The following is a 25,655-nucleotide window of genomic DNA, read 5'->3' as shown; positions in this document are numbered from 1 at the left end:
GCCTCACGTACTCAGAAGCCCAATAGGGGAATTGGCCAAGTATGTCGACGGAGTGCCCGGAACTTGTCGATACAGTGCCGGACAGCACCGAATCACCCCAAACACCCCGACCGACCCTCAAACGACCCCCGACCAACTCTCAAATGACCCCGTGGAAGGGCGACATGAGTACCTCCGCACAGCTGGACACCCGGGACACCCTGGACATCGTCACCGGCCTTCTCGTGGGGAAGTTCGAGGCCGACCCCGCCGACGTCCGGGAAGCCACCCCGATGACCGCGCTCCTCATCGACTCCCTCATGGTGGTCGAGATGGCCATCACCCTCCAGGACGAACTGGGCGTCAAGCTGGGCGAGGAGGACCTGCGCGACCTCACCCTCGGCGAGTTCGTCTCCCGCGTCGACGAACGGAGGGCCCGCGCGTGAAGCCCGCCTTCGCCCCGGTGGTGACGGGCATCGGGCTGGTCACCGCGGCGGGTCCCGACCGGGAGTCCACCTGGGCCGCGGTCCGCAAGGGCCGCTCCACCGCCGCACCCGACCCGCGCCTGCACGACCTTCCGGTGTCCCTGACCTGCCGGGTCCCGGAGTTCGACCACCCCGTCCTGCGCCACCGCGGCTCCTCCGCCCTCGACCCCGTGGGCCGGCTCGCCCTCGCCGCCACCGCGCAGGCCCTGGAGCAGGCGGGTCTGGACCCCGCCGAGTGGGACGGGACCCGGGTCGCGGTCGTCACCGGGCACGGCACCGGGGGCGTCCACTCCGAGGCGGCGGCCACCGCGCGACTCGCCGAACGTGGTCCCGGGAGCGTCTCCGCGTACTTCCTCACCGGCTACCTGATCAACATGGCGTGCGCCAACATCGCCCTGCGCTTCGGCGTCACGGGTCCGACCGTCGCCCTCTCCACGGCCTGCGCCTCCGGCACGACCGCCCTGGGCGCGGCCCGCGACCTGCTGGCCACCGACCAGTGCGACATCGCCCTCGTCTGCGGCGCGGAATCCCCCCTCACCCGGCTCATCGTCACCGGCTTCACCCAGCTCGGGGCGCTCTCCGACCGGGCCTCCCGCCCGTTCGACGCGGAACGCGACGGCTTTGTGATCGCGGAGGGCGCGGGCACGCTGGTCCTCGAACGCCCCGAACACGCCCAGGCGCGGGGGGCTCAGGTGCTCGCCCGCCTGATCGGGTACGGAGCCTCCACCGACGCCCACCACCTGGTGGCCCCGGACCCCGAGGGCCGCGGCGCGGAACGCGCGGTACGGGCCGCCCTCGCGGACGCCTCCCTCCTCCCCGAGGACATCGCCCACATCAACGCACACGGCACCTCGACACCGCGCAACGACGCGGTGGAGGGCGCCCTGCTGCACCGCGTCTTCCCCCACCGCCCCCCGGTGACGTCGTCGAAGGGCGCCCTCGGCCACACGATGGGAGCCGCCGGAACGATCGAGGCGGGCCTCACGGTGCTCGCCCTGAACGCGGGCGTGGTCCCACCGACGGCGGGCCTGACGGAGCTGGACAAGTCCCTGGACATCGACGCCGTCATGGCCCACCCCCGCCCTTCACCGGGCCCCATCGCCCTGACCACGTCCTTCGGCTTCGGCGGCCACAACGCGGTGGCGGTGCTGGCGAGGGGGTGAGGGGTGCCCGATAGCCTCGCCCGATGGATCTGCGACTGGCGGCGTACGCCGTGTGCATCGAGGACGGCAGGCTGCTGCTCGCCCACGCCGTGAAGCCCGACGGGGAGCAGGTCTGGACGCTGCCCGGTGGTCAGGTGGAGGGCGGTGAGGACCCGGTCGACGCGGTGGTGCGGGAGGTCGCCGAGGAAACCGGGCTCGATGCCGAAGTGGTGCGCATCCTCGGGGTGGACTCCCGCACGGTTCCCGCGGCGGAACGTCATGTGGCGGGGCGTCCCGCACTCCACAACGTGGGCGTCTTCTACCGGGTCCGCATCACCGGCGGCCGCATGCGGCCCGAACCGAACGGTGAGACCGCCGAGTCGGTCTGGACGCCGCTCGCCGACGTGCCCGCGCTGCGGCGTTCGTCGCTCGTCGACGTCGGGCTCGCGCTGGAGCGGGACGCCCCGGCCTCCGGTCATGTTCCCCCGGTTCCGCTCGGCGGGCTGGTCGAACACTGAGCGCGCGGTCTCGTACGTACGACCCGAACGGCCTGACCGTATGCCCTGATCAGGACACCACTCGCGTCGCTTAGAGTGCTGTCTGTCCCCTTAGACACCCCGGCGGCCCCCGGTCCGGAGGCGTCACTCGCCCCCGGCACCTCCCTTCACGGGGCCCGAACTCCGATCGAGGAGCAACCGTGACCGAGCAGGCGCCCACGTCCGAGCAGCAGGAAATCGCCCGGGATCTCCACGTCGGCGCGTCCTTCGACGCGCAGCAGGAGATCGAGAAGCGGGTCGCCTTCCTCGCCGGGCAGCTCACCTCCACCGGACTGCGCTCGCTGGTGCTGGGCATCAGCGGCGGCGTGGACTCGACGACCGCGGGACGGCTCTGCCAGCTCGCCGTCGAGCGGGTGCGGGAGGGCGGTGGCGAGGCCACCTTCTACGCGATGCGGCTGCCGTACGGCGTCCAGGCCGACGAGAAGGACGCCCAGCGGGCCCTGGAGTTCATCCGGGCCGACGAGGTGCTCACCGTGGACGTGAAGGGTGCGAGCGATGCCTCGCTGGAGGCCCTGATCGCCGGTGGGACGGAATTCCGCGACGCCCACCAGCAGGACTTCGTGCACGGCAACATCAAGGCCCGGCAGCGGATGATCGCCCAGTTCGCGGTCGCGGGCGCCAAGAGCGGCCTCGTCGTCGGCACCGACCACGCGGCCGAGGCGGTCTCCGGCTTCTTCACCAAGTTCGGCGACGGTGCGGCCGACGTCGTGCCGCTGACCGGGCTGACCAAGCGCCGCGTGCGCGCCGTCGGCGCCGAACTGGGCGCGCCCGGCGAGCTGGTCGGCAAGGTGCCGACCGCCGACCTGGAGACGCTGAGCCCCGGCAAGGCCGACGAGGACGCGCTCGGCGTCACGTACGAGCAGATCGACGACTTCCTGGAGGGCAGGGCGATCGACCCGGCCGCGTACGACATCATCGTGCGCCGCTACCGCGCCACCGAGCACAAGCGCCAGCTGCCGATCGCGCCCTGACCGCCCGTCACCCGCAGTCGGGCCGGGGACCGTTGTCAGTGGGCGGTGGCAGGCTACTCGTATGAACTTTCGTACGGGTCCTGCCGCCGCCGCAGCTGTCACCGCCGCCGACTACCTCTGGATACGCGACCACGGGTCGGTGTTCCGCCATGCCCTGGAGGGCGGCTACACCATGACGCTCGTACGGGGCGTGACGCCCGCCGAGGTGTTCCGGGCCATGGGTGCCGAGCAGCGCGAGGCGTGCACGGGCGCCGCCGAACTGGCCGATCGGCAGGCGGCCCTGCTGGACGTCGACGACTACTGGTCCGACGACTTCCTCGCCGGAGTGTTCACCGTGCCCGGCGACGGCGGGGACTGGGCGGTGGTCCTGCACTTCGACGGCGGAGTGGGCATGGAGCCGGAGTTCCTGGAAGCGCTCTCCGCCGGTTCGCGCGCCGTCTCGCACACGACGAACGGCGGAAAGCCCATGGACCACTTCTCCTGGTACGAGGACGGCGAGCTGCGCACCGGCTTCGAGTACCCGACGAGCCGGTGGGGCTCGACCCCCGACGCGTTGAACGACCAGCTCACGCAGGTCGGCTTCAGCCTCGTCGACGACGATGACCTCGTGGGTGGCTTCACTGCCGACGTCGACGGGAAGGCGGCCGTCTTCGCGCTCGCCGAGCGCCTGACCGGCGTACGGCTCACGGAAGAGCTGCTGGCACGCTCCGAGTACCAGGTGGGCGAGGTGCCGGACGATTCCGACCACACCGTCATGGCGCAGGCCTGGGCGGAGGCGAACGCCCCGATCGTCGTGTCAGGTCCGGGACACCGCTGAACCGGCTTCACCCGAACGGCCCTGTCCCGTCTCTCCTGAGGCGGGACAGGGCCGTCTGCGGCATGTTGGGAGGGGCTCGGGGATGCGCATGTCGTCGTCGGAGGGAGTACGGCCGTGGAAGCCAGGTGCGAGGGGTACGTCGACTACTTCAACCGCAGCCAGGGGTACGGGTTCGTCGTCCCCTTCGGGCGGCGCGACCCGATCTTCGTGCGCCGCGAGGACGTCGAGGCGGAGCCGCAGGTGCTCGCCGAGGGGCAGCACGTGTCCTTCACCGTCGAGCTGGGGCCGGGGCGCTGGGAGGCGCACCACGTGCGGGTGTGACCGTCGCCGTGGGTGGTCGGCGTGTGACGGAGGGCGCGCTTGACATGCAGGCATTTGCCTGCATGATGGAGGGGTGAGCAACGACCTGGACAAGGTCTTCAAGGCCTTGGCCGATCCGACCCGCCGCCTCCTGCTCGACCGGCTGCGCGAGAACAACGGCCAGACCCTCGGCGAACTCTGCGAGGGCGTCGGCATGGCCCGGCAGTCGACCACCCAGCACCTCGGGCTGCTGGAGGCCGCGAACCTCGTCAGCACGATCCGCAGGGGCCGCGAAAAACTCCACTACCTCAACCCCGTGCCGCTCCACGAGATCCAGGAGCGGTGGATCGACCGGTTCGAACGCCCCCGCCTGCGAGCGCTGAGCGCGCTGAAAGAGAAAGCAGAGACCGCCATGAGCAGTACCCCGAAGCCCCAGTTCGTCTACACCACCTACATCGCCGCCACCCCCGAGAAGGTCTGGGAGTGCCTGACCGACCCCGATGCCACCGCCGCCTACTGGGGCCACCGCAACGTCTCCGACTGGCAGACCGGGTCCGCGTGGGAGCACCAGCGGCTGGACGGGTCGGGCACGGCCGACGTCGCGGGCACGGTCGTCGAGACGGTTCCGCCGCGTCGGCTCGTCCTGACCTGGGCCGAACCCGGCGACGAGGACGCGGGGCGCACGTCCCGGGTCACCTTCGAGCTGAAGCCCTTCGGGGACACCGTCCGGCTCACGGTCACCCATGTGGACCTCCCCGACGAGAGCGCGCGCCGTCAGGTCGCCGGGGGCTGGACCATGGTGCTGTCGAACCTCAAGACGTACGCCGAGACGGGCAAGCCCCTGCCGGTCAGCATGTGGGCAGGTGCGGGGGAGCAGTAGCGGGTGCGGCCCGGGCCCCGCGCGATCGCGGGGTCCGGGCCGTCGGGCCGTGTGGCCCGTGCGGCCCGTGGGGCAGTGGGGTCAGTGTGGCCCGTGGGGCAGTGGGGTCAGTGGGGCAGGCCCACCGCCCGGCCGCCGGTGCGGCGCTGCTGGATGACCACCGCTCCCACCAGGAGCGCCCCCTGTGCCACGTTCTGCCAGAAGGTGTTGATGCCCTCGACGGTCAGGCCGTTCTCCAGCGCGCCCAGCAGGGCCACCGCCAGCAGCGTTCCGCCGATGCCTCCCTTGCCGCCCTTCAGGGCGCAGCCGCCCAGGGCCGCCGCGGTGATGGCCTTCAGCTCCAGGCCCTCGCTGCCGGAGGTGGGCTGGCCGGAGCCGGTGCGGGCGGTCAGCAGGATTCCGGCGACGGCCGCGACGACGCCGATGAGCGCGTACACGAAGACCAGGTACTTGTTGATGTTGATGCCCGCCAGCCGGGCGGCGGTGTCGTTGCCGCCGATGGCGTAGATGTTGCGTCCGATGTCCGTGTACTTGAGGAGCAGGTGCACGGCGACGGCGACCACGACCAGAATCCACACCATGACCGGCAGCCCGGCGATCTTGCCGCGTCCCAGGAAGACAAAGACGTCGTCGTTGAGGACGTAGCCCTGCGCCCGGCCGTCGGAGAGGAGCTGGGCCAGGCCCTTGTACGCGGCGAGGCCGGCCAGTGTCGCGATGGTGGGGTTGACCCGCCCGTACACGATGACCAGGCCGTTCAGCACGCCGACCAGGACGCCGACGGCCAGCGCCGCCACCATGCCGACCAGGGCGTTCGAACCCGAGGCGGTGAAGGCCATCGCACTGACGACGGAGGCCACGCCGACCTGCGAGCCCACGGAGATGTCCAGGCCGCCGCAGATGATGACGACGGTCTGTACGAGGGCGAGCAGGCCCGTGATGGTGGCCGCCTCGGCGATCACCTGGAGGTTGGGCAGGGTGAGGTAGTTGTCGTTGAGCAGTCCGAAGAGGGCCAGGACCAGGACGAGCGCGCCGACCAGGCTCAGGTTCTGGCCGCCGATGCCCGCGAGGAGGCCGCGCAGGCCGGAGCGCTCGGGCGGACGGCCGGCCGATGCGGTGTCGTCCTTCGTCGCTGGTGACGCGGGGCTGGTGAGGGTCATGAGGTGGCTCCGAGTGCGGCGGTGAGGGGGCTTCGGGGGAGCGGGGCGAGGGGGGTCATGAAGTGGCCCCGGGGGTGGCAGGGGCTTTCGGCGTGACACCGGCTTCCGGTGCGGCCGTGGCTTCCGGTGCGACCGCGGCTTCCCGCGCGACCGAGGTGTCCGGAACAGCAGTGGCTTCCGGCACGCCAGAGGCTCTCGGCGCCGCAGCGAGGTCGTCGGACATCGCCAGGGCGAGGATGGACTCCTCGGTGGCCTCGGCGTGGTCCAGTTCGCCGGTGATCCGGCCGCCCTGCATGACCAGCACCCGGTCGGCCAGGCCCAGCAGTTCGGGGAGTTCGGAGGAGATCACCAGGAGCGCGACGCCCTCCTCGGCCAGGTCGGCGATGATCCGGTAGATCTCCGCCTTGGCGCCGACGTCGATGCCCCGGGTGGGCTCGTCGAGGATCAGCACCTTCGGCCGGTGCGCCAGCCAGCGCGCCAGCACCACCTTCTGCTGGTTGCCCCCGGACAGCTTGCCCACCTCCTGGGCCAGCGAAGGGGTGCGCACCCGGAGGCGATCGGTGTACTGCTGCGTCAACTCCCGTTCCGCGGAACGCCGGACGAAGCGGAAGCGCCGCAGCCGGTCCAGTACGACGAGGGAGGCGTTGTCCCGTACGGACTGCTGGAGGAAGAGCGCCTGCGCCTTGCGCTCCTCGGGCGCGAGCCCCAGCCCCGCCCGGATCGCCTCGCCCGGACGGCCGCCGCGCAGCCGGGTGCCGTCGAGGGTGACGGTTCCGCCGCGCACCGGCAGGTCCCCGGCGAGCGCGAGGGCGAGTTCGGAGCGCCCCGCGCCGACGAGACCCGCGAGGCCGACCACCTCCCCGGCCCGGACCTGGAACGAGACGTCCCGGACGTCGTCGGTGGTGAGCCCCTCGACCTCCAGCACCGGGCGGCCCGGCTCCTGGCGGTCCCGTACGAACATGGCGGACAGGTCGCGTCCGACCATCATGCGGACGAGCGCGCGCTCGTCCGTCGCGTCGGCCCGCTGCACCCCGGCGAGCGCGCCGTCCCGCAACACGGCGATGCGGTCGGCGAGTTGGAAGATCTCGGCCATCCGGTGCGAGACGTAGACCAGGGCGACGTCCTGCTCGCGCAGCCGTCGTACGAGGGCGAACAGTGCGTCCACCTCGTGTTCCGACAGGGAGGAGGTCGGCTCGTCGAAGGCGATCAGTTCGGGCGGCCGCTCGCCGGTCAACGCCCGCAGGACTTCGACCAGTTGACGCTGTGCGGGGGTGAGGCGGGAGCCGAGGGTGTCCGGGTCGAGCACGTCGGCGAAGCCGAACCGCAGGAGATCGGCGTCGATCCGGCGGCGCAGTTCCCTGCGGTCCAGCCGGCGGCCCCGGGTGCGGGGCAGCGCACCGGCGTAGACGTTCTCGGCGACGGAGAGGTGCGGGAAGATCTCGGGTTCCTGCGGGATGATCCGGATGCCTGCGGCGCGGGCGGCGGCAGGCGAACTCAGCTGCACCGGAAGGCCGTTGAGCGTCACATGGCCCTCGGTGGGCCGGTGGTCGCCGGTGAGGATCTTCAGGAGGGTGGACTTCCCCGCGCCGTTCTCGCCCATGAGGGCGGTGACCTGGCCGCGCGGGAAGTCGAGGGTGATGCCGGAGAGGGCCTGGACGGGGCCGAAGCGTTTGGTGATGCCGTGGACGCCCACGGCTGCGGTGTCGGAGCGGCTGGGCCCGGTGGGCGGGCTGGTCATGGGTGGAGTCACCTCAAGGGACAGGAGGAGTCACCTCAAGAGGCAGCAGGAGTCGCCTCAAGAGGCCGGAGAGGGAGGGGGTTGTCAGCCGCAGGTGACGCCGGAGGTCTTCCAGTTCCCGGCGTCGACCATGGTGGTCGGGGCGAAGCCCTCCGCCGGGAACTCCTTGCCCTTCTTCAGCCGGTCGTACATCGTCTGCACGGCCAGCGCGCCGACGTCCCGCCCGTTGATGAACAGCGCCGCCTTCATGCCGGTCGGCTCGCTGGTGCCCCACTCCTTGCAGGCCAGGTACGCGCCGAGGCCGACGCCGATGACGTTCTGCGGCTTCTTGCCCGCGTTCTCCAGGGCGGTGACGCCGCCCATCACGTTCTCGTCGTTGCAGCCCCACACCACCCAGTTCTTCACCTGCGGGTGGGCGGTGACGGTGCCGGCGGTCTTGTCCTGCGCGCCGGTGGGGGAGTTGTCGGTGGACACCTTGAGCACCTCGACGCCCTTCACCTCGGCCTCGAACGCCTTCTGCGCGGCCTTCACGCGGTCGCCGCAGACGGTGACGTCCTGCTTCCAGGCCGAGACGACCTTGGTCTCCTCCGGCTTCCAGCCCGCCTTGACGAACTCGGCCGCCGCGCGCTTGCCGACCTCGGTGCCCATCTGCTCGCCGCTGAACCCGATGCGGGGCACCAGGTCCTTCTTGGCGCAGGCGGCCGGGTCGGGGCCGGTGGCGCAGATCTGGTCGTCGGAGGTGAGCAGGGCGACCTTGCCGTCCCGGGCGGTCTGCACGACCTGCGGGCCGACCGCCGGGTCGGGGACGACGACGATGATGCCGGTGGCCTTCTGGGCGATCGCGGACTGGACCTCACTGACGGTCTTGTTGGCGTCGTTGCCCAGGTTGACCACCTTGAGGTCGATGCCGAGCTCGGCGGCCTTCGCCTTCGCACCGGCCGCCTCGCCGACGAAGTACTCCTGGTCGCCCTGCTTCTGGAGGTACGTGAGCGAGATCTTGCCGTCCGCCTTGGCGACCGGGGCGGTGCCCGAGGTGGACTCCTTGCCCGAGGAACAGCCGGTGCTCAGGCCGACGGCGAGCACGAGGCCGGTGGCGGCGGCGACCGCCCTGCGGCGGGAGACGGATATACGTGATATTTCGGGCGTGCTGGACATGTGAAGCTCCTGGAGAGAGGCGCGGGAGGGAAAAGGGGCAGGGCGGAGCGGCGGAAGGCCGACTGCCTTCCGCCTGAGCCCCTGCCAAGGAGGTGCGGCTACTTGTTGACGCTGAAGCCCTGCTCGTTGCCGTACTTGACGCTCGCCTGCTGCCACGCGGCGAGCCCCTGCGCCAGCGGCGTCGCGGAGACGTACGCCTTGCCGACGGTGTCGTTGAAGACCGAGTTCGCGTACGCCTGGTAGGGCAGGTACGACCAGCCGGTGCCCACGTTGCGCGCCGAGTCGGCGAAGATCTTGTTGGCCTGCTGCCCGCCGAAGTACGGGAACTTCGTCTCCTGGAACTTCTGCGAGTCCAGGTCGGCCGTGGTCGCCGGGAAGGCGCCCTCCGCGACCCGGGCCGAGGCTCCGGCGCCGGTGGTCGCGTACTCGATGAAGGCGTACGCGAGTTCCTTGTTCTTCGCGTCCTTCGGGACGGCCAGCGAGCTGCCGCCGTTCTCGGCGCTGTCCTTGCTGCCCTTCGTCCACTGCGGCAGCGGGGCCACCCGCCAGTCACCGGCCGCCGAGGCCGCGCCGGTGGTGAAGTTGGCGGGCATCCAGGCGCCGATGGAGAGGGTGGCGATGCTGCCGTCGGACAGGCCCTTGTACCACTCGTCGCTCCACGAGGTGATGGGCGCGAGAAGCTTCTCGTCGAGCAGCTTCTGCCAGGTGGCGGTGTACTTCTTCGTCCCGGCGTCGCTGTCGAAGCCGATCTTCACGTCGGTGTTCTCGGCCTTGTACGGACGGCCGCCGGCCTGCCAGATGAGGCTGGTGGTGGCGCCCGCGTCGCCGGTGTCGTTGGTGATGAACAGCTTGGGGTCGGCCTTGTGCAGGGCGCGGGCGGCCTCGACGTACTCGTCCCAGGTGGTCGGGATCGCGATCTTGTGCTGGTCGAAGACCTTCTTGTTGTAGAACAGCGCCATCGGGCCGGAGTCCATGGGCATCGCGAAGACGGACTTGTCCTTCGCCACCGCGGCCCACGGGCCCTTGGTGAACGCCTTGTCGTGCTGGGAGGCGCCGTAGGGGGCGAGGTCGGTGACGGTCTTGCCGATGGTGAACTGGCCGAGCGCGTAGTACTCGATCTGCGCGACGTCCGGGCCGCCGGAGCCCGCGGAGGCCGCGTTCTGGAGGGCGGTGTACTGCTTGTCGCCGGTGCCCGCGTTGACCAGCTCGATGGTGACCTTCGGGTACTTCTTCTCGAAGTCGGCCGCCGCCTTCTTCAGCGTCGGCTCCCAGGCCCACACCTTCACCGTGCCGCCCTTCTCCAGCGCGGACTTCACGTCCCCCGGGCTCGACCCGGCGGAGGTGTCGGAGGAGCCGCAGGCGGTCGCGCCCAGGGCGAGGGCGCAGACGGCGGCCGTGGCGGCGGCGATGCGCCGGGAACGGCGGGGGGTCGTCATCAGGGTGCTCCTGGAGAGGGAGGGGAGGAAGGGGAGGGAGGGGCGGAACGGCGTCATTCCTTGACGCTCCCCGCGGCCAGGCCGGACTGCCAGTACCGCTGGAGCAGCAGGAAGACCACGACGATCGGAATGATGGTGAGCAGCGAACCCGTGACGATCAGGTCGAACACCGCCTCGCCGCCCGCGGTCTGCGCCTGCGCGTTCCAGGCATTGAGGCCGAGGGTGAGGGGGAACCACTCCGGGTCCTTGATCATGATCAGCGGCAGGAAGTAGTTGTTCCAGGTCGCCACCATGGAGAAGAGCAGCACGGTGACGGTGCCCGGCATCAAGAGCGGCAGCGCGATCCTGAAGAAGGTGCGGATCTCGCCGGAACCGTCGATACGGGCGGCTTCGAGGAGCTCGTCGGGAACGGACTCGGCGGCGAACACCCACATCAGATACAGGCCGAACGGCGAGATCAGCGACGGGATGATCACCGCCCACGGGGTGTTGGTCAGGCCCATCTCGCTGAACATCAGGAAGGTCGGCACCGCCAGCGCCGTCCCCGGGATCGCGACCGCGCCGAGCACCACCGCGAACACCGCCCGGCGGCCGGGGAACCGGTACTTGGCCAGCGCGTACCCGCCGAGCACGGCCAGCACGGTCGCGCCGCCGCCGCCCACGACCACGTACAGCAGCGTGTTCAGCAGCCAGCGCACGAACGCGCCGTCGTCGTAGGCCAGGGTGCGCGAGATGTTGTCGAAGAGGTGGAAGCCCCGGCCGAACCACAGGCCGAAGGTGTCCAGCAGGTCCCGCTGGTCCTTCGTCGAGTTGATCAGCAGCCACACCAGCGGCAGCAGCGAGTAGACCAGGACCAGCCCGGTCACCAGGGTCAGCGGGATGCTGGGACGCGGGTTGAGCGGGGTGCTCGGCGGCCGACGCCGACGTGCGGTGCGCACCGCGCTGCCGGAAGGCCCGGCCGTACGGGTTCCGGAAGGCTTTTCCGTACGGTACGGGGCGGATGCGGCCCTTTCCGAGGTGCCGCCGCGGCGGTCCGTGGGCCGGGAGGCGCCGGGGAGGTCGGTGGTGCTCATGGTCAGCCCTTCCGCATGCCGCGCAGCTGCACGGTGTAGGCGACGATCGCGGTGATCACGCCCATGACGATCGCCACCGTCGCGGCGTAGTTGTGCTGCTGGCCGGAGAAGGACAGCGAGTAGGTGTAGAGGTTCGGGACGAAGTCGGTGGTGATCGAGTTCGGCGCGAGCTTCTGCAGGATGCTCGGCTCGTTGAAGAGCTGGAAGCTGCCGATGATCGAGAAGATGGTGGCGATGACCAGCGCGCCCCGGATCGCGGGGAGCTTCACGGAGGTCACGATCCGCCACTCGCCCGCCCCGTCGAGGGCGGCCGCCTCGTACAGCGAACGGGGCACGACCTTGAGGGCCGAGTAGAAGATCAGCATGTTGTAGCCGACGAACTCCCAGGTCACGATGTTGCCGATGGAGGCGAGCACGAGGGAGGGGGAGAGCGGGTCGGGCAGGGTGATGCCGAACGCGTCGTTGATGTTGCCGACCAGGCCGAACCGGGTTCCGTAGATGAACCCCCACATCAGGCTGGCCACCACGGCGGGCACGGCGTACGGCAGGAAGACGGAGATCCGGAAGAACGCCTTCCCGTACAGCCGGCCGCTGTCCACCGCCAGCGCCACCAGCAGCGCGATGCCGAGCATCACCGGCACCTGCACCGCCAGGAACAGCCCGACCCGGCCCACGCCCTCCCAGAACCGGGGATCGGTCAGGGCCTGCGTGTAGTTCTCGACCCCCACGAAGGACGTGCCGCCGATCAGCTTGTCCTTGAAGAAGCTGAGGTAGAGGGCGTAGCCGATCGGTGCGAGGAAGACCAGGGCGAACACCGCGACGAACGGGCCGAGGAAGCCCCACCCTGCCAGCGACTGCCTGCGAAAGCGGGGGCGTGCCCGGGGAGCCGGGGCGGAGGGTGGTGATGCTGCCCTGACTGACGTCGGCAGGAGCGTCATGGTGGGTTCCTTGAGTCGATGGACCGACCGGTCGATGGCGTCGATGGTGGAGCGGAGGGAGGGGCCCACTGGCCGGAAACGGCCGGTTCGGGGCGGGCCGACGAGTTCATGTTTACGTAATCATCGGTAGCGAGATGGTGACACTCCCATGGGTGACCGTCAAGCGTCTGAACTCGGCTTGGTGGTGCGGGAGTCGGGAGGTATCGGGCGACTCGGTCGGTTCGGCGTTCGGGGAGCCGGACGGGGCCCGGGTGCGGACGCGGGCCCGGACGTGGGCGTGGACGCGGGTGCGGCGCCGATCGCCGACGCCGCCGCGGGCGGGCGCGAGGCTCCGGCCCTGCGGCGGGTGGGGGTGCGGTGGGAGGGCGTTCGCCCTGCTCGGGGCCGCCGGGAGGGGGGGCGGAGGCGATCCCGGCCCCCCGGGTGTGCCCCGGTCGCGGCCCCGGCCCCCGGGTGTGCCCCGCCCCCGGCCCCGGGGGTGATCAGCCGCGCGCGGGTGACGCCGTGCTGCCCCGGACGACCAGCGCCGGTTCCACGGCCATCCGGCGCGGCCCGTCCGACTTGCCCTCGATCTGGTCGAGCAGCAGCCGTACGCAGTGCCTGCCCACCAGGTCGAAGTCCTGCCGCACCGTCGTCAACGGCGGCTGGAAGAAGGCGGCTTCCGCCATGTCGTCGAAGCCCGTCACGCTGACGTCGCGCGGCACTGCGCGGCCCGCCTCGTGCAGCGCCCGCATCAGGCCGAGCGCCATCTGGTCGTTGGCGGTGAACACCGCCGTCACCTCGGCGCGGGCGGCCAGCTCCTGGCCCACCCGGTAGCCGGACTCCGCACTCCAGTCGCCGTGCACCACCTCGGGCACGGGGGCGCCGGCCGCCTCCAGCGTCGTACGCCAGGACTCCGTGCGGCGGCGGGAGGCGAAGGAGTCGCGGGGCCCGGCCAGGTGCCAGACCGTGCGGTGGCCGAGGCCCAGCAGGTGGGTGACCGCGCTGTGCGCGCCGAGCGCCTGGTCGAAGTCCACGTTGGCGTACGCGTGTCCGGCGTCGCCGTCCGCGACGACCACCGGCATCGACGGCGGCAGGTGCAGGGACGTGGTGTCCAGCATCTGGGACTCGACCAGCACGATGCCGTCCACGGACTGGAGCATCAGATGCTGGAAGGCCTCCTGCACCGCCGCCTCGGTCTGCGCCCGTACGCCCATGAAGTTGATGGAGAAACCGGCCTCCCGCGCGGCGTCCGCGATGGCACCGAGCGTGCGGGCGTTGCCGTGCGCGCCGACGTCGAAGCTGATCACGCCGATCGCGCCGAAGCGGCCGGTGACCAGGGCGCGGGCCGCCGTGTTGGGCCGGTAGCCGAGGGTCTTCATCGCGGCCAGGACCTTCTCCCGGGTGGCCGCGTCCACGTTCGTACGGTTGTTGGAGACGCGGGAGACGGTCTGCGAGGAGACCCCCGCGAGCGCCGCGACGTCCGCCATCGAGGGCCACTGCCTGGCCGGCCGCGAACGAGGCGATCTGGCCTTCTTCTCCGCCTTGTCTGTCATGCGCCCGTCCCTTGCACCTGAAGTCGCCCGAGGTCGCATGTTGACGCAACCACCTGCGGCGGTCAAACCGATGAGAGTTCTTGTGCGGAGCCTTGACAGGCCACCCGGGGGTCTCCCAATCTCTCCAGGGCACAGGTGTTTACGCAAACATCATTCGGCCGTATTCGCGCCGTTACCGACACGGTGTGCACCCCCACGAGAGGTACGTGATGCACGGGTACGCGATACGACGAACATTTCCGGCCAACGCGCTCTGCGCCGCCCTTCTGGCCGCGCTCCTCCTGACACTCCTGGGCATCCCCGGTACCGCCCAGGCGGCCCCCGTCACCCTCACCAACGCCACCCAGTTCAAGGACCCGCAGGGCGAACCCGTGCACGCACACGGCGGCGGCGTCGTCCAAGTCGGCGGCTACTACTACTGGTTCGGCGAGAACCGCAACGCCGACAACACCTTCCGCTACGTCTCCGCGTACCGCTCCAAGGACCTGAAGACCTGGGAGTTCCGCAAGCACGTCCTCACCCAGGCCACCGATCCGGAACTCGCCTCCGCGAACATCGAGCGCCCCAAGGTCATGTTCAACAAGGCCACTGGGAAGTTCGTGATGTGGATGCACAAGGAGAACGCCGGCGACTACGGCGAGGCCCGCGCGGCGGTCGCCGTCGTCGACACCGTGGACGGCGACTACACCTGGAAGCGGAGCTTCCGCCCGCTGGGGCACATGTCCCGCGACATCACCACCTTCGTCGACACCGACGGCACCGGCTACATGATCTCCGCCGCCAACGAGAACCGTGACCTGCACGTCTACCGGCTGACCGCCGACTACACCGACATCGAGTCCCAGGTGCAGAAGCTGTGGGCCGGTCAGTCGCGCGAGGCGCCCGCGATGTTCGTGCGCGACGGCGTGTACTTCCTGCTGACGTCCGGGGCCACCGGCTGGTCGCCGAACCAGCAGAAGTACGGGACCGCCACCAGCGTCACCGGCGAGTGGAGCGGCCTCACCGACATCGGCGACGACACCACCTACGGCTCGCAGACCGCGTACGTGCTCCCCGTGCAGGGCAGCAAGGGCACCTCGTACCTGTACCTGGGGGACCGCTGGGGCAACTCCATCGGCGGCACGGTCAACGACTCGCAGTACGTGTGGGCCCCGCTCGCCTTCCCCACCCGTACGACGATGACCATGGACTTCTACCCCGAGCTGACGATCGACGCGGCCGCGGGCACCGTGTCCGGCGCGGGCGACTGGCAGCCCCTGTCCGCCGCGCACAGCGGCAAGTGCGCCGACGTCGCCGACCGCTCGACCGCGGAGGGCGCCGCCGTGGTGCAGTGGACCTGCGGGAACAGGAGCTTCAACCAGGAGTTCTGGCTGAAGGGCCTCAGTGGCGGCCAGTCGCAGATCGTGGCCCGCAACAGCGGCAAGTGCCTCACCCCCAAGGACGGGTCGACGGCGGACGGCGCGGAGATCGTCCAGCGCACCTGCGACGGCGGAGCGGCCCAGCGGTGGACCGCGAGCGCCTCCGGGGACGGCATCAAACTCGTCAACCGGGACAAGTGCCTGGATGTGCTGAACCAGTCACGCACCGACGGCGCCCCGCTGGTGCAGTGGACCTGCAACGCCGGGACGAACCAGCAGTGGCGGCGCGGCACCCCGCAGACCCTCCCGGACGCCCGCACCGTCCACCTCGACCCCAGCTACCAGCAGGCACCGTTCCAGGGCTGGGGCACCGCCCTCGCCTGGTTCGCCAACGTCACCGGCGGCTGGCCGGACGCCCAGCGCAAGCGCCTCGCCGACGCGCTGTACGGGGCCGACGGCCTCGGCTTCACCGTCGCCCGCTACAACATCGGCGGCGGCGACAGCCCCGAGACCCCGCCCTACATGCGCGCCGGAGGAGCCGTACCGGGCCTGTGGAAGCGCCCCGGTGCCGAGACCCCCAACTGGTGGAACCCGGCCAACCCCGCGCACTGGAACGTCACCGCGGACGCCAACCAGCAGTGGTGGCTGAAGGCCGCCAAGGCACGCGGAGCCACCACCTTCGAGGCCTTCTCCAACTCCGCCCCGTACTTCATGACCCGCAGCGGCAAGGTCTCCGGCGCGAACGTCGCCGGGGAGGACAACCTCCGCCCCGACCAGTACGCGAACTTCGCCGCCTACCTCAGCGGCGCCGTCCAGCGCGTGCAGAAGGCCACCGGCGTCACCTTCGGCTCGCTCTCCCCGGTCAACGAACCCAACACCGACTACTGGAAGGCCGGCGGCCGCCAGGAGGGCTCGCACTGGGACCCCGCCTCCCAGGCCCGCATGATCACCACCCTGCGCTCCACCCTGAACGCCCAGGGCCTGCGCACCCCGATCGCCGCCATGGACGAGACCAACCCGAACACGTTCCGCAAGAACTGGGACAGTTACGCGAGCGGCGTCCGTGACGCGGTGGGCCAGCTCAACGCGCACACGTACGGCACCGGCGGCCGCACCGGCGTCCGCGACATCGCCAAGGGCGAGGCCACCCGGCTGTGGATGTCGGAGGTCGACCTCGGCGGCAGCGTCCCGCAGAGCTTCACCGACATGAGCCCCGCCTTCGACCTGACCCGCCGCATCAACGACGACATCCGCGAACTGGAGCCCAGCGCCTGGGTGTTGTGGCAGGCCGTCGAGGACTACGAGAACATGACCCCCGGCCGGGAGAACTCCAACTGGGGCCTCGTCCAGACCGACTTCACCCCCGACAACGCCGCCACCGAACCCCTGCGCAAGAACAAGAAGTACTGGGCGATGGCGAACTACAGCCGCTTCGTGCGCCCCGGCGCCCGCGTCATCACCACCGACGACGCCGACACCTTCGCCGCGCTGCGCCCGAGCGGCACGGGCACGGTCGTCGTCCACACCAACACCACCGACAAGGCCCGGAACATCAGCCTCGACCTGTCCGGCTTCGGCAAGGTGGGCACCGGCGCCGTGCAGCGGCACGTCACCGACGGCACCCGCGACCTCCAGCGGGATACCGACCTGAAGCTCACCGGCACGACCCTGAAGGCGACCGTCGCCCCGGGCTCCGTCACCACCTTCGTCCTCCCGCAGGCGACCGGGGTGAACCCCCGTGCCGCCACCACACCCACCGGCGCCCCGCGCCGGATCGTCAACGACCACAGCAAGCTGGCCCTGTCGGCCGTCACCGCCGACGGCACCACGGCCCCCGTCCAGCGCGCGGTCAACCCGGCCGACACCGCCCAGCAGTGGACCTTCACCCCGGCGGCCCCGGGCGACTGGAGCCACACCGCCGCCTACCGGATCACCAACACCAAGACCGGCAGGGCCCTGTCCGCGTCCGGCGACACGCTCAGCCTCGCCACGCCCAACGGCTCCACCGCCCAGCAGTGGATGCGCTCCACCACCGGCGACGGTCACACCACCCTGGTGAACCGCGCCACCGGAAAGCTCCTCGACGTCATGGACGAAGCCACCCATGACGGCGCGGCGGTGGGCGTCTACCGGCCTACCACCGGAAGCAACCAGTCCTGGACGCTGCCCGGGGCGACCGGCTGAGGTCCGTCCGGACCGGCCCGACCGGCCGGGTGCCCCGCCACGCGGAGGGCACCCGGCCGGTCGCGTGCTCACTCGTCCGTCGGCCCGAGGTCCGGCCGCTCCCGGAAGGACACCGTCCGGTCCCGCGGGGCGGCGTGCAGTTCGAGGACGACCACCTCGTTGTCCCCCTCGCGCAGCACCGGCCACGGTACGTACAGCGACCGCTGCGGCCCCCGTGACCAGTGGCGGCCCAGCGCGAACCCGTTCACCCAGGCGTTGCCCTTGGTCCAGCCGTCCAGGTGCAGATACGTGTCCGCGATCCGGTCGAGCGCGAACGTGCCCCGGTGGAGGGCCGGGCCGACCGGCGGCGCGGTCGTCGGGGCGAAGTCCAGGCCGTCGAACGAGGTCAGCGGGAGCGGGCGGCTGGTCCAGCCCAGCAGCTCCCCGCCGTTGAGGAAGGCACCGCCGGGGAGCCCCTTGCGGTCGTGGATGCCGGGCCCGTAGTTGACCCGCCCCTGGTTCTCCACCAGCACCCGCAGCACGCTGCCCGTCCGGGGGACGGTGAACGCGAGGGCGTGTTCGTGGTTCTCCCGCTCCAGCACGCCCACCGGCTGCCCGTCGAGGAAGACCTGGGCCCGGTCGCGTACGTCAGGAAGCTCCAGCAGCGCCGGACCCGCCGTCCGCAGCACCGTCTCGTACAGCACGAACCCGAAGTCCTGCGTCAACTGCTCCATGGCCAGCGGCCGTTCGGACGGCACGCCCTCGCCGAGCACGTCGGCCTGCTCCAGCAGCGCCGCGCTCTCGCCGAGCGCCACCCCCTCGACCGCCAGCTTCGGTGCGGGCGCGGGCACCGGTTCGTCGGGCACCGGCGCGTACTTGGCGATGACCTCCCGGAAGGCGGTGAACTTCGGCGTCGGGTCGCCCGCCTCGTCGAGCGGGGCGTCGTAGTCGTACGAGGTGACCGTCGGCCGGTAGGTGTGCTTGTCGTTGGCGCCGTTGGTGAAGCCGAAGTTGGTGCCGCCGTGGAACATGTAGAAGTTGACCGAGGCCCCCGCGCCGAGGAGTTCGTCCAGCTCGCGCGCGGCGTCGTCGGGGTCGCGGACGATGTGGTAGCCGCCCCACCGGTCGAACCAACCGATCCAGAACTCCGTGGACAGCAGCGGACCGTACGGCTGGTGCGCGCGCAGCGCGGCGAGGTTCGCCGTCGACCGGCTGCCGAAGTTGGCCGTCGCGAGAACACCGGGCAGCGCCCCGCGCGCCAGGTCGGCGGGCTGGTCGCAGGTGAACAGGGGCACGTCCACGCCCAGTTCGCGCAGGGTCCCGGCCAGGTGCTCCAGGTAGGCGGTGTCGTCGCCGTACGCCCCGTACTCGTTCTCCACCTGTACGGCGAGGACCGGGCCGCCGCGGGTGGCCAGGTACGGCAGCAGCGGGGTGAGGAGCTGGGTGAAGTAGTCGTCCACGGCGGCCAGGAAGCGCGGGTCGCGGGTGCGCAGGCGTATGTCCGGCTGTTCGAGCAGCCAGGACGGCAGTCCGCCGCCCTCCCATTCCGCGCAGATGTACGGCCCGGGGCGCAGCAGGACGTGCAGGCCCTCGGCGGCGGCGAGGTCGAGGAAGGCGGGCAGGTCGACGTCCCCGTCCATCCGGAACCGGTCGGGCCGGGGCTGGTGCAGGTTCCAGGGGACGTACGTCTCCACGGTGTTGAGCCCCATCAGCCGTGCCTTGCGCAGGCGGTCGGCCCACTGCTGGGGGTGCACGCGGAAGTAGTGCAGTCCGCCGGAGAGCATCCGGAAGGGTTCGCCGTCGAGTCGGAACCCACCGGCGTCGTCGGTCTGGAGTACGGGCATGTGCTGGGGCTCCTGTGCTGAGGGGTGCCGTCCGGCGAAGTGGCGTGTGCCAGTGGGGGATTGCCGCCCACCGTCGTATGTTTACGTAAACACAGGGAGGATGGCAAGCATGGGAGGAGGTCGACCGGGCGGAGGGTGGTCGAGTGAGGGGTGTGCGGCTGCGGGTGAGCTGCGGAGAGAGATCCGGACGTATCAGTGTTTCACGTGAAACATCACACGGACCGTCAGGCCGCCGCCGGGGTTCGCCTCGGCGGCGAGGCGTGCGCCGTGCGCCCGCGCGATCGAGGCCACCAGCGCCAGGCCGAGGCCGACGCCCTCGGTGGGGGAGTGGCGGCGCGGCTGGAGGCGGTGGAACGGCTCGAAGAGGCGGGGAACGGATGCGGCGGGGACCTCGGGCCCGGTGTTGGAGACCGTCAGGGTGCCGTCCGGGGCGGTGGAGAGCGTGACCTCGCCGTCGCGGTGGTTGTAGCGCAGGGCGTTGGCGAGGAGGTTGTGGAGCAGACGGGTCAGGAGGACGGGATCGCCGTCGACCGGGAGGGGGCGCAGGTCGAGGGCGAGCGCGATGCCCCGCTCCTCGGCCTCGGTCTCGGCGGCAAGGGCTGCGGCGGCGGCGAGGGCGTGCAGGGCGACGGGTTCGGGGGCGTCGAGACCCTGTTCGGCGCGGGCCAGGGTGAGGAGGCCCTCGATGGTCCGCGCACTGTCGTCGCTCAGCTCGATCAGCTTCTGCCGGATGGCCCGGACGCGCTCGGCGTCGGGTTCGCCCGCGAGGCCGATCTCGGCGGCGGCCCGCTGGAGGGCGAGCGGGGTGCGCAGCTCGTGGGCCGCGTTGGCGGCGAAGCGGCTCTGGGCGGTGACCAGTTGCTCGATGCGGCCGAGCATCGCGTCGAAGGTGTCGGCGAGGCGCTTGAGCTCGCCGGGCGGGGCGTCGAGGGCGATGCGCCGGTCCAGGTTGCTGCCGGACAGGCGGCGGGCGGTCTCGGTGATCACGTCGACGGGGCGCAGCACCCGGCCCGCGAGCCACCAGGCGAGCACCACGGAGAGCAGCACGAACGCGACGAGGGTGAGGAGGGAGACGGTCAGCAGCCGCCCGAGAGCGGCCTGGGCGGCGGAGTTGACGAACTGGTCGGGGGAGAGGACGGACGTGTCGCCCGGCTGCTGGGGGTTCGCCGGGAACATCGGGACGGCGTGCCCCGGACGGTACGCGGCCGCGTCGGACGCGGAGATCACCTGGGTGACGGCCTTGCCGATCTGCCCGTTGATGCCCTGCCGGACGAGCAGGTAGACGACGCCGATGAGGGTCGCCCCGGAGAGGACGAGGAGGGCGGCGTACAGGGCGGTGAGCCGGGTCCGCTCGCCGGTCATGGCGCCCGGGGACCTCATGCGCGGGACCCGTCTGCCGTGCCGGTGGTGTCCGTGGGGTCGTCGGCGATGCGGTAGCCCGCGCCGGACACCGTCTCCACGACCGGCGGGTCCCCCAGTTTGGCGCGCAGTTTGCTCAGCGTGACGCGGACCGCGTTGGTGCGGTAGCTGGTGTCCTCCTCCCAGACCTGCTCGATCAGCTCGTCGCCGCTGACCACCGCGCCGTCGGCCCGCATCAGGGTCTCCAGTACGGCGAACTCCTTGCGGGACAGGTCCAGCGGCAGGCCGTTCCGGCGGGCCCTGCGGCGGGCCGTGTCCAGGGTCAGGCCCGCCCGTTCGATCACCGGGGGCAGGGCGGGCCGGGCGCGGCGGCCGAGGGCCAGGATGCGGGCGAGCAGTTCGTCGTACGCGAAGGGCTTGGTGAGGTAGTCGTCGGCGCCCAGCCCGAGCCCCTCGACCCGCTCGTGCAGTGCGCCGGAGGCGGTGAGCATGAGGATGCGGGTGAGCAGGCCCTGCCGTACGACCCGGCGGCAGACCTCGTCGCCGTGCAGGCCGGGCAGGTCGCGGTCCAGCACCAGGACGTCGTACGCGCCCAGCTCCAGCTTGCGCAGGGCTTCGAGGCCGTCGTGCGCCACGTCCACGGCGAGGGAGTCCCGGCGAAGCCCCTCGGCGATCATCTCCGCGAGGAATTCCTCGTCCTCCACCACCAGTACGCGCATGCTCCCTGTCTACGTCATCGGGACCTTTCGTCTTTGTAAGCACCGCGCAGAGGGAAACGAAACACGGGTCTGCGCCACGCTCCCGGCATGACCTCACTCAGCTCACGCAGCATCCGTACCCGACGCCCCGCGCTGGCCCTCGCGGTGGCGGCGCTCGCCCTGGTCGCGACCGCCTGCTCGCAGCCGGAGACCGCCGCCCAGGGGGACAACGGCACCGGCGAGGGGGCCGCCGCCGACGCCGCCGTGAAATTCCGCTCGTGCATGAAGAAGCACGGCATCGAGGTGCCCGAGTCGAAGCCGGGCGAGACCGTCCAGCTGGGCGAGGGCCAGGACCCGGAGAAGCTCCAGGCCGCGATGACCGCGTGCAACAAGGGCGACAGCCAGGCGTTCAGCAAGGGGAAGAGCGCCGGGCTCGACGCCATGGTGAAGTACGCGCGCTGCATGCGCGGCGAGGGTTTCGACATCCCCGACCCGAAACAGGAGGGGGAGGCGCTCGGCACGCCCGAGATGGTCGGCCAACCCGGCTTCGACAAGGCGCACGGCAAGTGCAACAAGATCCTCACCGACGCGATGAACCTCGACGCCGAGGGGAACCCCCAGTGACCCGCAAGACCCTGGGCATCGCCCTCGCCCTGCTCCTCGTCGCGGGCGGCGGCACGGCGGCGGTGACCGTGCTCGGCGACGGGAGCGCCGACGCGGCGGGCCGGGAGGAGTCCACCGGACTGCCGCCCGCCACCGCCGCCGTCGAACGCGGCTCCCTCAGCACCAGCAGCCAGACCCACGGCACCATCGGCTACGACGGCGAACGCAAGATCAGCACGGCCGCGTCGGGCGTCCTCACCTCCCTGGCCGCCACCGGCTCCACGATCGCCCGCGACGGGGTCCTCTACCAGGTCAACGGCTCACCGGTGCGCCTCCTGTACGGCCAGGAACCCATGTACCGGGACCTCAAACAGGGCGACAAGGGCCGTGACGTACGCCAGCTCAAGGCGAACCTCCAGGCCATGGGGTACGGGACCGGGCTCACCGTCGACGAGAAGTTCACGCCCGGCACCACCGAGGCCGTCAGGCGCTGGCAGCGCAAGCACGGGGTGCGGCAGACCGGCAGGGTCGGGGCGGGGGAGATCGCCTTCGCGCCGGGCGCGCAGCGGGTGAAGTCGGCGGCGGCCGCGCTCGGCGACCGGCTCGCGCCCGGCGGGCACGTGCTGACCACCACGGGCTCGGACCGCATCGTGACGATCAAACTGGACGTCGCCAAGGCGGGCGGGGTCGCGGAGGGGGCGCGGGTGACCGTGGAACTGCCCGGCGGGGGCACGGCCGGGGGCCGGATTCGCTCCGTGGGCACGACGGTGGACCCGCCGAAGGACCCGCAGGGCGGCCAGGAACAGGACGCCAAGCCCAAGATCACGGTGACCGTCGCCTTCGACGACCCGGACCGGGCGAAGGGCCTGGACCAGGCGCCGGTGACCGTCAGGATCACGGGCGAGACGAAGAAGGGCGTGCTCACGGTCCCGGTGAACGCCCTCCTCGCCCTCCCGGACGGCGGCTTCGGCGTCCAGGTCGTGGCGAACGGAGCGGTTCGCGAGGCGAAGGTCGGCCTGGGCCTGTTCGGCGGCGGCCGGGTGGAGGTCACGGGTGGTGGCTTGAGCGAGGGTACGAGGGTGGGGGTGCCGCGCATATGAGTACGTTCGAGGCGGGTGCGGGTGCGGGTGCGGGTGCGGGTGCTGGCGCAGGAGACGGTACGGGGGTGTCCGGCACCGGCACCGGTGCGGGAAATGGAACTGGCGTGTTCGGCGCAGGCGCAGCCACCGGTGTCGGTGCGTCCGGCGCGGGCGCGGGCGCAGGCACTGGCACCGGCGCTGGAGCCCCGGACGCAGGCACCGGCACCGGTGTGTCAGTTGCGGGCGCGGAGGCAGGCACGGGCGCCAGAATGCCCGGCACCAGCACGGGAGCACCCGGCAGCGGCACCGGCACCGGAGCGCCCGGGACCGGAGCGCCCGGCACTGGCGCGCCCGGAATCGGAGTGCCCAGCGCGGGGACGCCCGATGGGAGCGCGTGCGACACCGGTGGGGCGGGTACTCGGCGGGGGCCGGACACCGTAGTGGAGCTTCGGGGAGTCACCAAGGAGTACCCGGGCGGCGTGCAGGCCCTCGCCGGGATCGACCTCGGCATCGAGCGGGGCGAACTGCTCGCCATCGTCGGGCCGTCCGGGTCGGGCAAGTCCACGCTGCTGCACATCGTCGGCACCCTGGACCGGCCCACCTCCGGGGCGGTGCACCTCGCCGGGCACGACGTGGCGAGCCTCGGCGACCGGCGGCTGTCCGCCCTGCGGGCCCAGCACATCGGGTTCGTCTTCCAGGCCTTCCACCTCGCCCCCGGCGCCACCGCCCGGGACAACGTGGCCGACGGACTGCTCTACACCGGCCGACCCCGCTCCGTACGCCGCAGGATGGCGGCGGAAGCGCTGGAGCGGGTGGGGCTCGCCGACCGGATGGACCACCGGCCGCACCAGCTGTCCGGCGGCCAGAAGCAGCGGGTGGCCATCGCCCGCGCGGTCGTCGGCGCCCCCGACCTGCTGCTCGCCGACGAGCCGACGGGTGCACTGGACACCGCGTCCGGCGAGGCGGTGATGCGGCTGCTGCACGACCTGAACGCGGACGGCGCGACCATCGCGGTCATCACCCACGACACCGAGATCGCCGACAGCCTGCCCCGGCAGGTCCGCATCCGGGACGGGCGCGTGGTCGCCGACACGGTGCGTACGGCCGACGCGAAGGCCGGGGTGTCCGCATGCTGACGCGGCCCGCACTCGCCCCCGCCCGGCTCCGCCCCCGCGACGTCCTGCACACCGGTTCCGCCGGGCTGCGCGGGCGGCCGCTGAGGGTCCTGCTGTCCGCCCTCGGCATCGCGATCGGCATCGCCACGATGATCGCGGTCGTCGGCATCTCCGCCTCCAGCAAGGCCCAGTTGATGGACCAGCTGGACCGCCTCGGGACCAACCTCCTCAAGGCGGGACCCGGCCAGTCGATCATTCCCGGGCAGGACGTACGGCTGCCCCGTGACTCCGTCGCGACCGCCGCCCGCATCCCCGGCGTCGAGCACACCGCCGCCACCGGTGACCTCGACCAGCCCGTCTACCGCAGCGAGCTGACCCCGCCCGAGGACACCAACGGCATCGCCCTCAAGGCCACCACCGGAGACCTCCTCGACGTCCTGCGCGGCCGGATCCGCGACGGGACCTGGCTCAATTCCGCGAACGGACGCTACCCGTCGGTGGTCCTCGGCCATGTCGCGGCCGAACGCCTGGGCATCGGCAAACCCGGCGGCCAAGTCCTCATCGGTGACACGTACTTCACCGTCATCGGCATCCTCGACAAGGTCCCGCTCGCCCCCGACGTGGAGCGTTCCGCGCTGATCGGCTGGGAGTACGCCCAGCAGAAGCTCGGCTTCGACGGCCATCCCACCGCGCTGTACGAACGCTCCACCGACGCGTCCGTGAACGCCGTGCGCAAGGCGCTGGGCGGGACGATCAACCCCGAGCACCCGGAACTCGTCGCCGTCAGCAACCCCGCCGACGCCCTCCAGGCCAAGGCGGCCGCCGAGGGCGCGTTCACCAACCTGCTCCTCGGGCTCGGCGGAGTCGCCCTGCTCGTCGGCGGGGTGGGCGTCGCCAACACCATGATCATCTCGGTGCTGGAACGCCGCCACGAGATCGGCCTGCGCCGGGCGCTGGGCGCGACGAAGGGGCAGATCCGCATCCAGTTCGTCACGGAGTCGCTGCTGCTGTCGGGCCTGGGAGGCGTCGCGGGCGTGGCGCTGGGGGCGGTCGCCACCGCCGCCTACGCCGGAACGGCGGGCCTGCCCTGGGTGGTTCCGCCCTGGGCGGTCTCCGGCGGATTCGCCGCGACGCTCGCCATCGGCACGGTCGCGGGCCTCTACCCGGCGGTCCGCGCGGCCCGGCTGTCCCCGACGCTGGCCCTGCACGCCTCGTAACGACCGCGGCTGACGGTCCCGATCCCGTACGACCCGTACATCCCGTACGACGTGAC

General features: G+C 71.5%; 22 protein-coding genes and 2 pseudogenes. 14 read left to right on the top strand and 10 right to left on the bottom strand.

Annotation, left to right across the window (positions count from 1 at the left end):
* Positions 1-164 precede the first annotated feature (164 nt).
* From ACIO3O_RS35155 to ACIO3O_RS35125, 7 genes are all read left to right on the top strand, one after another.
* Positions 165-425, top strand: coding sequence for an acyl carrier protein (locus ACIO3O_RS35155; RefSeq protein WP_401752951.1), 261 nt, complete (start codon positions 165-167; stop codon positions 423-425).
* Complete coding sequence (locus ACIO3O_RS35150; RefSeq protein WP_401752950.1) at positions 422-1,627, top strand: beta-ketoacyl-[acyl-carrier-protein] synthase family protein; 1,206 nt, start codon at positions 422-424, stop codon at positions 1,625-1,627. The genes ACIO3O_RS35155 and ACIO3O_RS35150 overlap by 4 nt, the downstream gene beginning before the upstream one ends.
* Positions 1,628-1,650: 23 nt before the next feature.
* Positions 1,651-2,124, top strand: coding sequence for an NUDIX hydrolase (locus ACIO3O_RS35145; RefSeq protein WP_401752949.1), 474 nt, complete (start codon positions 1,651-1,653; stop codon positions 2,122-2,124).
* Between the two features lie 179 nt (positions 2,125-2,303).
* Positions 2,304-3,134, top strand: coding sequence for an ammonia-dependent NAD(+) synthetase (nadE, locus tag ACIO3O_RS35140; protein WP_401752948.1), 831 nt, complete (start codon positions 2,304-2,306; stop codon positions 3,132-3,134).
* Positions 3,135-3,195: 61 nt separating this feature from the next.
* Complete coding sequence (locus tag ACIO3O_RS35135) at positions 3,196-3,951, top strand: DUF6461 domain-containing protein (RefSeq protein ID WP_401752947.1); 756 nt, start codon at positions 3,196-3,198, stop codon at positions 3,949-3,951.
* Between the two features lie 114 nt (positions 3,952-4,065).
* Entirely contained in the window at positions 4,066-4,272 is a 207-nt protein-coding gene (locus tag ACIO3O_RS35130; protein WP_401752946.1) for a cold-shock protein, read from the top strand.
* 85 nt (positions 4,273-4,357) lie between these two features.
* Positions 4,358-5,131, top strand: a complete 774-nt coding sequence (locus ACIO3O_RS35125; protein WP_401753023.1) for an ArsR/SmtB family transcription factor — start codon at positions 4,358-4,360, stop codon at positions 5,129-5,131.
* 107 nt (positions 5,132-5,238) lie between these two features.
* Here ACIO3O_RS35125 and ACIO3O_RS35120 read toward each other — a convergent pair whose 3' ends face one another.
* From ACIO3O_RS35120 to ACIO3O_RS35090, 7 genes are all read right to left on the bottom strand, one after another.
* On the bottom strand, positions 5,239-6,288 hold the full coding sequence (locus ACIO3O_RS35120; protein WP_401752945.1) for an ABC transporter permease: 1,050 nt from the start codon (positions 6,286-6,288) through the stop codon (positions 5,239-5,241).
* A 55-nt stretch (positions 6,289-6,343) separates the two neighbouring features.
* Entirely contained in the window at positions 6,344-8,026 is a 1,683-nt protein-coding gene (locus ACIO3O_RS35115; RefSeq protein ID WP_401752944.1) for a sugar ABC transporter ATP-binding protein, read from the bottom strand.
* A gap of 84 nt (positions 8,027-8,110) precedes the next feature.
* On the bottom strand, positions 8,111-9,181 hold the full coding sequence (locus tag ACIO3O_RS35110) for a substrate-binding domain-containing protein (protein WP_401752943.1): 1,071 nt from the start codon (positions 9,179-9,181) through the stop codon (positions 8,111-8,113).
* A gap of 98 nt (positions 9,182-9,279) precedes the next feature.
* The gene (locus ACIO3O_RS35105) at positions 9,280-10,617 is read right to left on the bottom strand and encodes an ABC transporter substrate-binding protein (protein ID WP_401752942.1); all 1,338 of its coding nucleotides are present in this window, start codon (positions 10,615-10,617) and stop codon (positions 9,280-9,282) included.
* A gap of 53 nt (positions 10,618-10,670) precedes the next feature.
* A complete protein-coding gene (locus ACIO3O_RS35100; RefSeq protein ID WP_401752941.1) occupies positions 10,671-11,690 on the bottom strand; it encodes a carbohydrate ABC transporter permease in 1,020 nt (339 codons plus the stop codon).
* A gap of 2 nt (positions 11,691-11,692) precedes the next feature.
* On the bottom strand, positions 11,693-12,628 hold the full coding sequence (locus ACIO3O_RS35095; protein ID WP_401752940.1) for a carbohydrate ABC transporter permease: 936 nt from the start codon (positions 12,626-12,628) through the stop codon (positions 11,693-11,695).
* Positions 12,629-13,110: 482 nt separating this feature from the next.
* Entirely contained in the window at positions 13,111-14,097 is a 987-nt protein-coding gene (locus ACIO3O_RS35090; RefSeq protein WP_401753022.1) for a LacI family DNA-binding transcriptional regulator, read from the bottom strand.
* 275 nt (positions 14,098-14,372) lie between these two features.
* Between ACIO3O_RS35090 and ACIO3O_RS35085 the strand changes: the two are divergent.
* The 3 genes and pseudogenes from ACIO3O_RS35085 to ACIO3O_RS35075 form a co-directional block, all read left to right on the top strand.
* Positions 14,373-15,815, top strand: a pseudogene (locus ACIO3O_RS35085) (RICIN domain-containing protein); the annotation flags it as partial.
* Between the two features lie 36 nt (positions 15,816-15,851).
* A pseudogene (locus tag ACIO3O_RS35080) lies at positions 15,852-16,520 on the top strand (glycoside hydrolase); the annotation flags it as partial.
* A gap of 3 nt (positions 16,521-16,523) precedes the next feature.
* Positions 16,524-17,705: an RICIN domain-containing protein gene (locus ACIO3O_RS35075; protein WP_401753021.1), complete on the top strand. Its 1,182-nt coding sequence runs from the start codon at positions 16,524-16,526 to the stop codon at positions 17,703-17,705.
* A gap of 68 nt (positions 17,706-17,773) precedes the next feature.
* Here ACIO3O_RS35075 and ACIO3O_RS35070 read toward each other — a convergent pair whose 3' ends face one another.
* The 3 genes from ACIO3O_RS35070 to ACIO3O_RS35060 all read right to left on the bottom strand — a co-directional run bounded on the left by ACIO3O_RS35070 (position 17,774) and on the right by ACIO3O_RS35060 (position 21,606).
* Complete coding sequence (locus ACIO3O_RS35070; protein WP_401752939.1) at positions 17,774-19,528, bottom strand: beta-galactosidase family protein; 1,755 nt, start codon at positions 19,526-19,528, stop codon at positions 17,774-17,776.
* Positions 19,529-19,720: 192 nt separating this feature from the next.
* Positions 19,721-20,890 (bottom strand): ATP-binding protein, encoded by a 1,170-nt coding sequence (locus ACIO3O_RS35065; protein ID WP_401752938.1) that lies wholly within the window; start codon positions 20,888-20,890, stop codon positions 19,721-19,723.
* 14 nt (positions 20,891-20,904) lie between these two features.
* Positions 20,905-21,606 (bottom strand): response regulator transcription factor, encoded by a 702-nt coding sequence (locus ACIO3O_RS35060; protein WP_401752937.1) that lies wholly within the window; start codon positions 21,604-21,606, stop codon positions 20,905-20,907.
* A gap of 87 nt (positions 21,607-21,693) precedes the next feature.
* Between ACIO3O_RS35060 and ACIO3O_RS35055 the strand changes: the two genes are divergently transcribed.
* The 4 genes from ACIO3O_RS35055 to ACIO3O_RS35040 all read left to right on the top strand — a co-directional run bounded on the left by ACIO3O_RS35055 (position 21,694) and on the right by ACIO3O_RS35040 (position 25,599).
* Positions 21,694-22,209, top strand: a complete 516-nt coding sequence (locus ACIO3O_RS35055; RefSeq protein ID WP_401752936.1) for a hypothetical protein — start codon at positions 21,694-21,696, stop codon at positions 22,207-22,209.
* Positions 22,206-23,288, top strand: coding sequence for a peptidoglycan-binding protein (locus tag ACIO3O_RS35050; protein ID WP_401752935.1), 1,083 nt, complete (start codon positions 22,206-22,208; stop codon positions 23,286-23,288). The genes ACIO3O_RS35055 and ACIO3O_RS35050 overlap by 4 nt, the downstream gene beginning before the upstream one ends.
* Before the next feature lie 419 nt (positions 23,289-23,707).
* Positions 23,708-24,403, top strand: coding sequence for an ABC transporter ATP-binding protein (locus ACIO3O_RS35045; RefSeq protein WP_401752934.1), 696 nt, complete (start codon positions 23,708-23,710; stop codon positions 24,401-24,403).
* Positions 24,397-25,599, top strand: a complete 1,203-nt coding sequence (locus tag ACIO3O_RS35040) for an ABC transporter permease (protein ID WP_401752933.1) — start codon at positions 24,397-24,399, stop codon at positions 25,597-25,599. Before ACIO3O_RS35045 ends, ACIO3O_RS35040 begins: the two co-directional genes overlap by 7 nt.
* Positions 25,600-25,655: the final 56 nt, after the last annotated feature.

Source organism: Streptomyces sp. NPDC087440 (assembly GCF_044744005.1).
In the GTDB taxonomy this organism is placed as follows: Bacteria; Actinomycetota; Actinomycetes; order Streptomycetales; family Streptomycetaceae; genus Streptomyces.
This window is presented reverse-complemented; position numbering and strand designations above follow the sequence as displayed.

Coding starts and splice junctions, on each gene's coding strand:
- ACIO3O_RS35070 (WP_401752939.1), bottom strand. CDS start 19,528: ATGCCCGTACTCCAGACCGACGACGCCGGTGGGTTCCGACTCGACGGC.
- ACIO3O_RS35100 (WP_401752941.1), bottom strand. CDS start 11,690: ATGAGCACCACCGACCTCCCCGGCGCCTCCCGGCCCACGGACCGCCGC.
- ACIO3O_RS35105 (WP_401752942.1), bottom strand. CDS start 10,617: ATGACGACCCCCCGCCGTTCCCGGCGCATCGCCGCCGCCACGGCCGCC.
- ACIO3O_RS35135 (WP_401752947.1), top strand. CDS start 3,196: ATGAACTTTCGTACGGGTCCTGCCGCCGCCGCAGCTGTCACCGCCGCC.
- ACIO3O_RS35060 (WP_401752937.1), bottom strand. CDS start 21,606: ATGCGCGTACTGGTGGTGGAGGACGAGGAATTCCTCGCGGAGATGATC.
- ACIO3O_RS35155 (WP_401752951.1), top strand. CDS start 165: ATGAGTACCTCCGCACAGCTGGACACCCGGGACACCCTGGACATCGTC.
- ACIO3O_RS35145 (WP_401752949.1), top strand. CDS start 1,651: ATGGATCTGCGACTGGCGGCGTACGCCGTGTGCATCGAGGACGGCAGG.
- ACIO3O_RS35075 (WP_401753021.1), top strand. CDS start 16,524: ATGGACGAGACCAACCCGAACACGTTCCGCAAGAACTGGGACAGTTAC.
- ACIO3O_RS35120 (WP_401752945.1), bottom strand. CDS start 6,288: ATGACCCTCACCAGCCCCGCGTCACCAGCGACGAAGGACGACACCGCA.
- ACIO3O_RS35065 (WP_401752938.1), bottom strand. CDS start 20,890: ATGACCGGCGAGCGGACCCGGCTCACCGCCCTGTACGCCGCCCTCCTC.
- ACIO3O_RS35095 (WP_401752940.1), bottom strand. CDS start 12,628: ATGACGCTCCTGCCGACGTCAGTCAGGGCAGCATCACCACCCTCCGCC.
- ACIO3O_RS35115 (WP_401752944.1), bottom strand. CDS start 8,026: ATGACCAGCCCGCCCACCGGGCCCAGCCGCTCCGACACCGCAGCCGTG.
- ACIO3O_RS35040 (WP_401752933.1), top strand. CDS start 24,397: ATGCTGACGCGGCCCGCACTCGCCCCCGCCCGGCTCCGCCCCCGCGAC.
- ACIO3O_RS35055 (WP_401752936.1), top strand. CDS start 21,694: ATGACCTCACTCAGCTCACGCAGCATCCGTACCCGACGCCCCGCGCTG.
- ACIO3O_RS35090 (WP_401753022.1), bottom strand. CDS start 14,097: ATGGCGGACGTCGCGGCGCTCGCGGGGGTCTCCTCGCAGACCGTCTCC.
- ACIO3O_RS35110 (WP_401752943.1), bottom strand. CDS start 9,181: ATGTCCAGCACGCCCGAAATATCACGTATATCCGTCTCCCGCCGCAGG.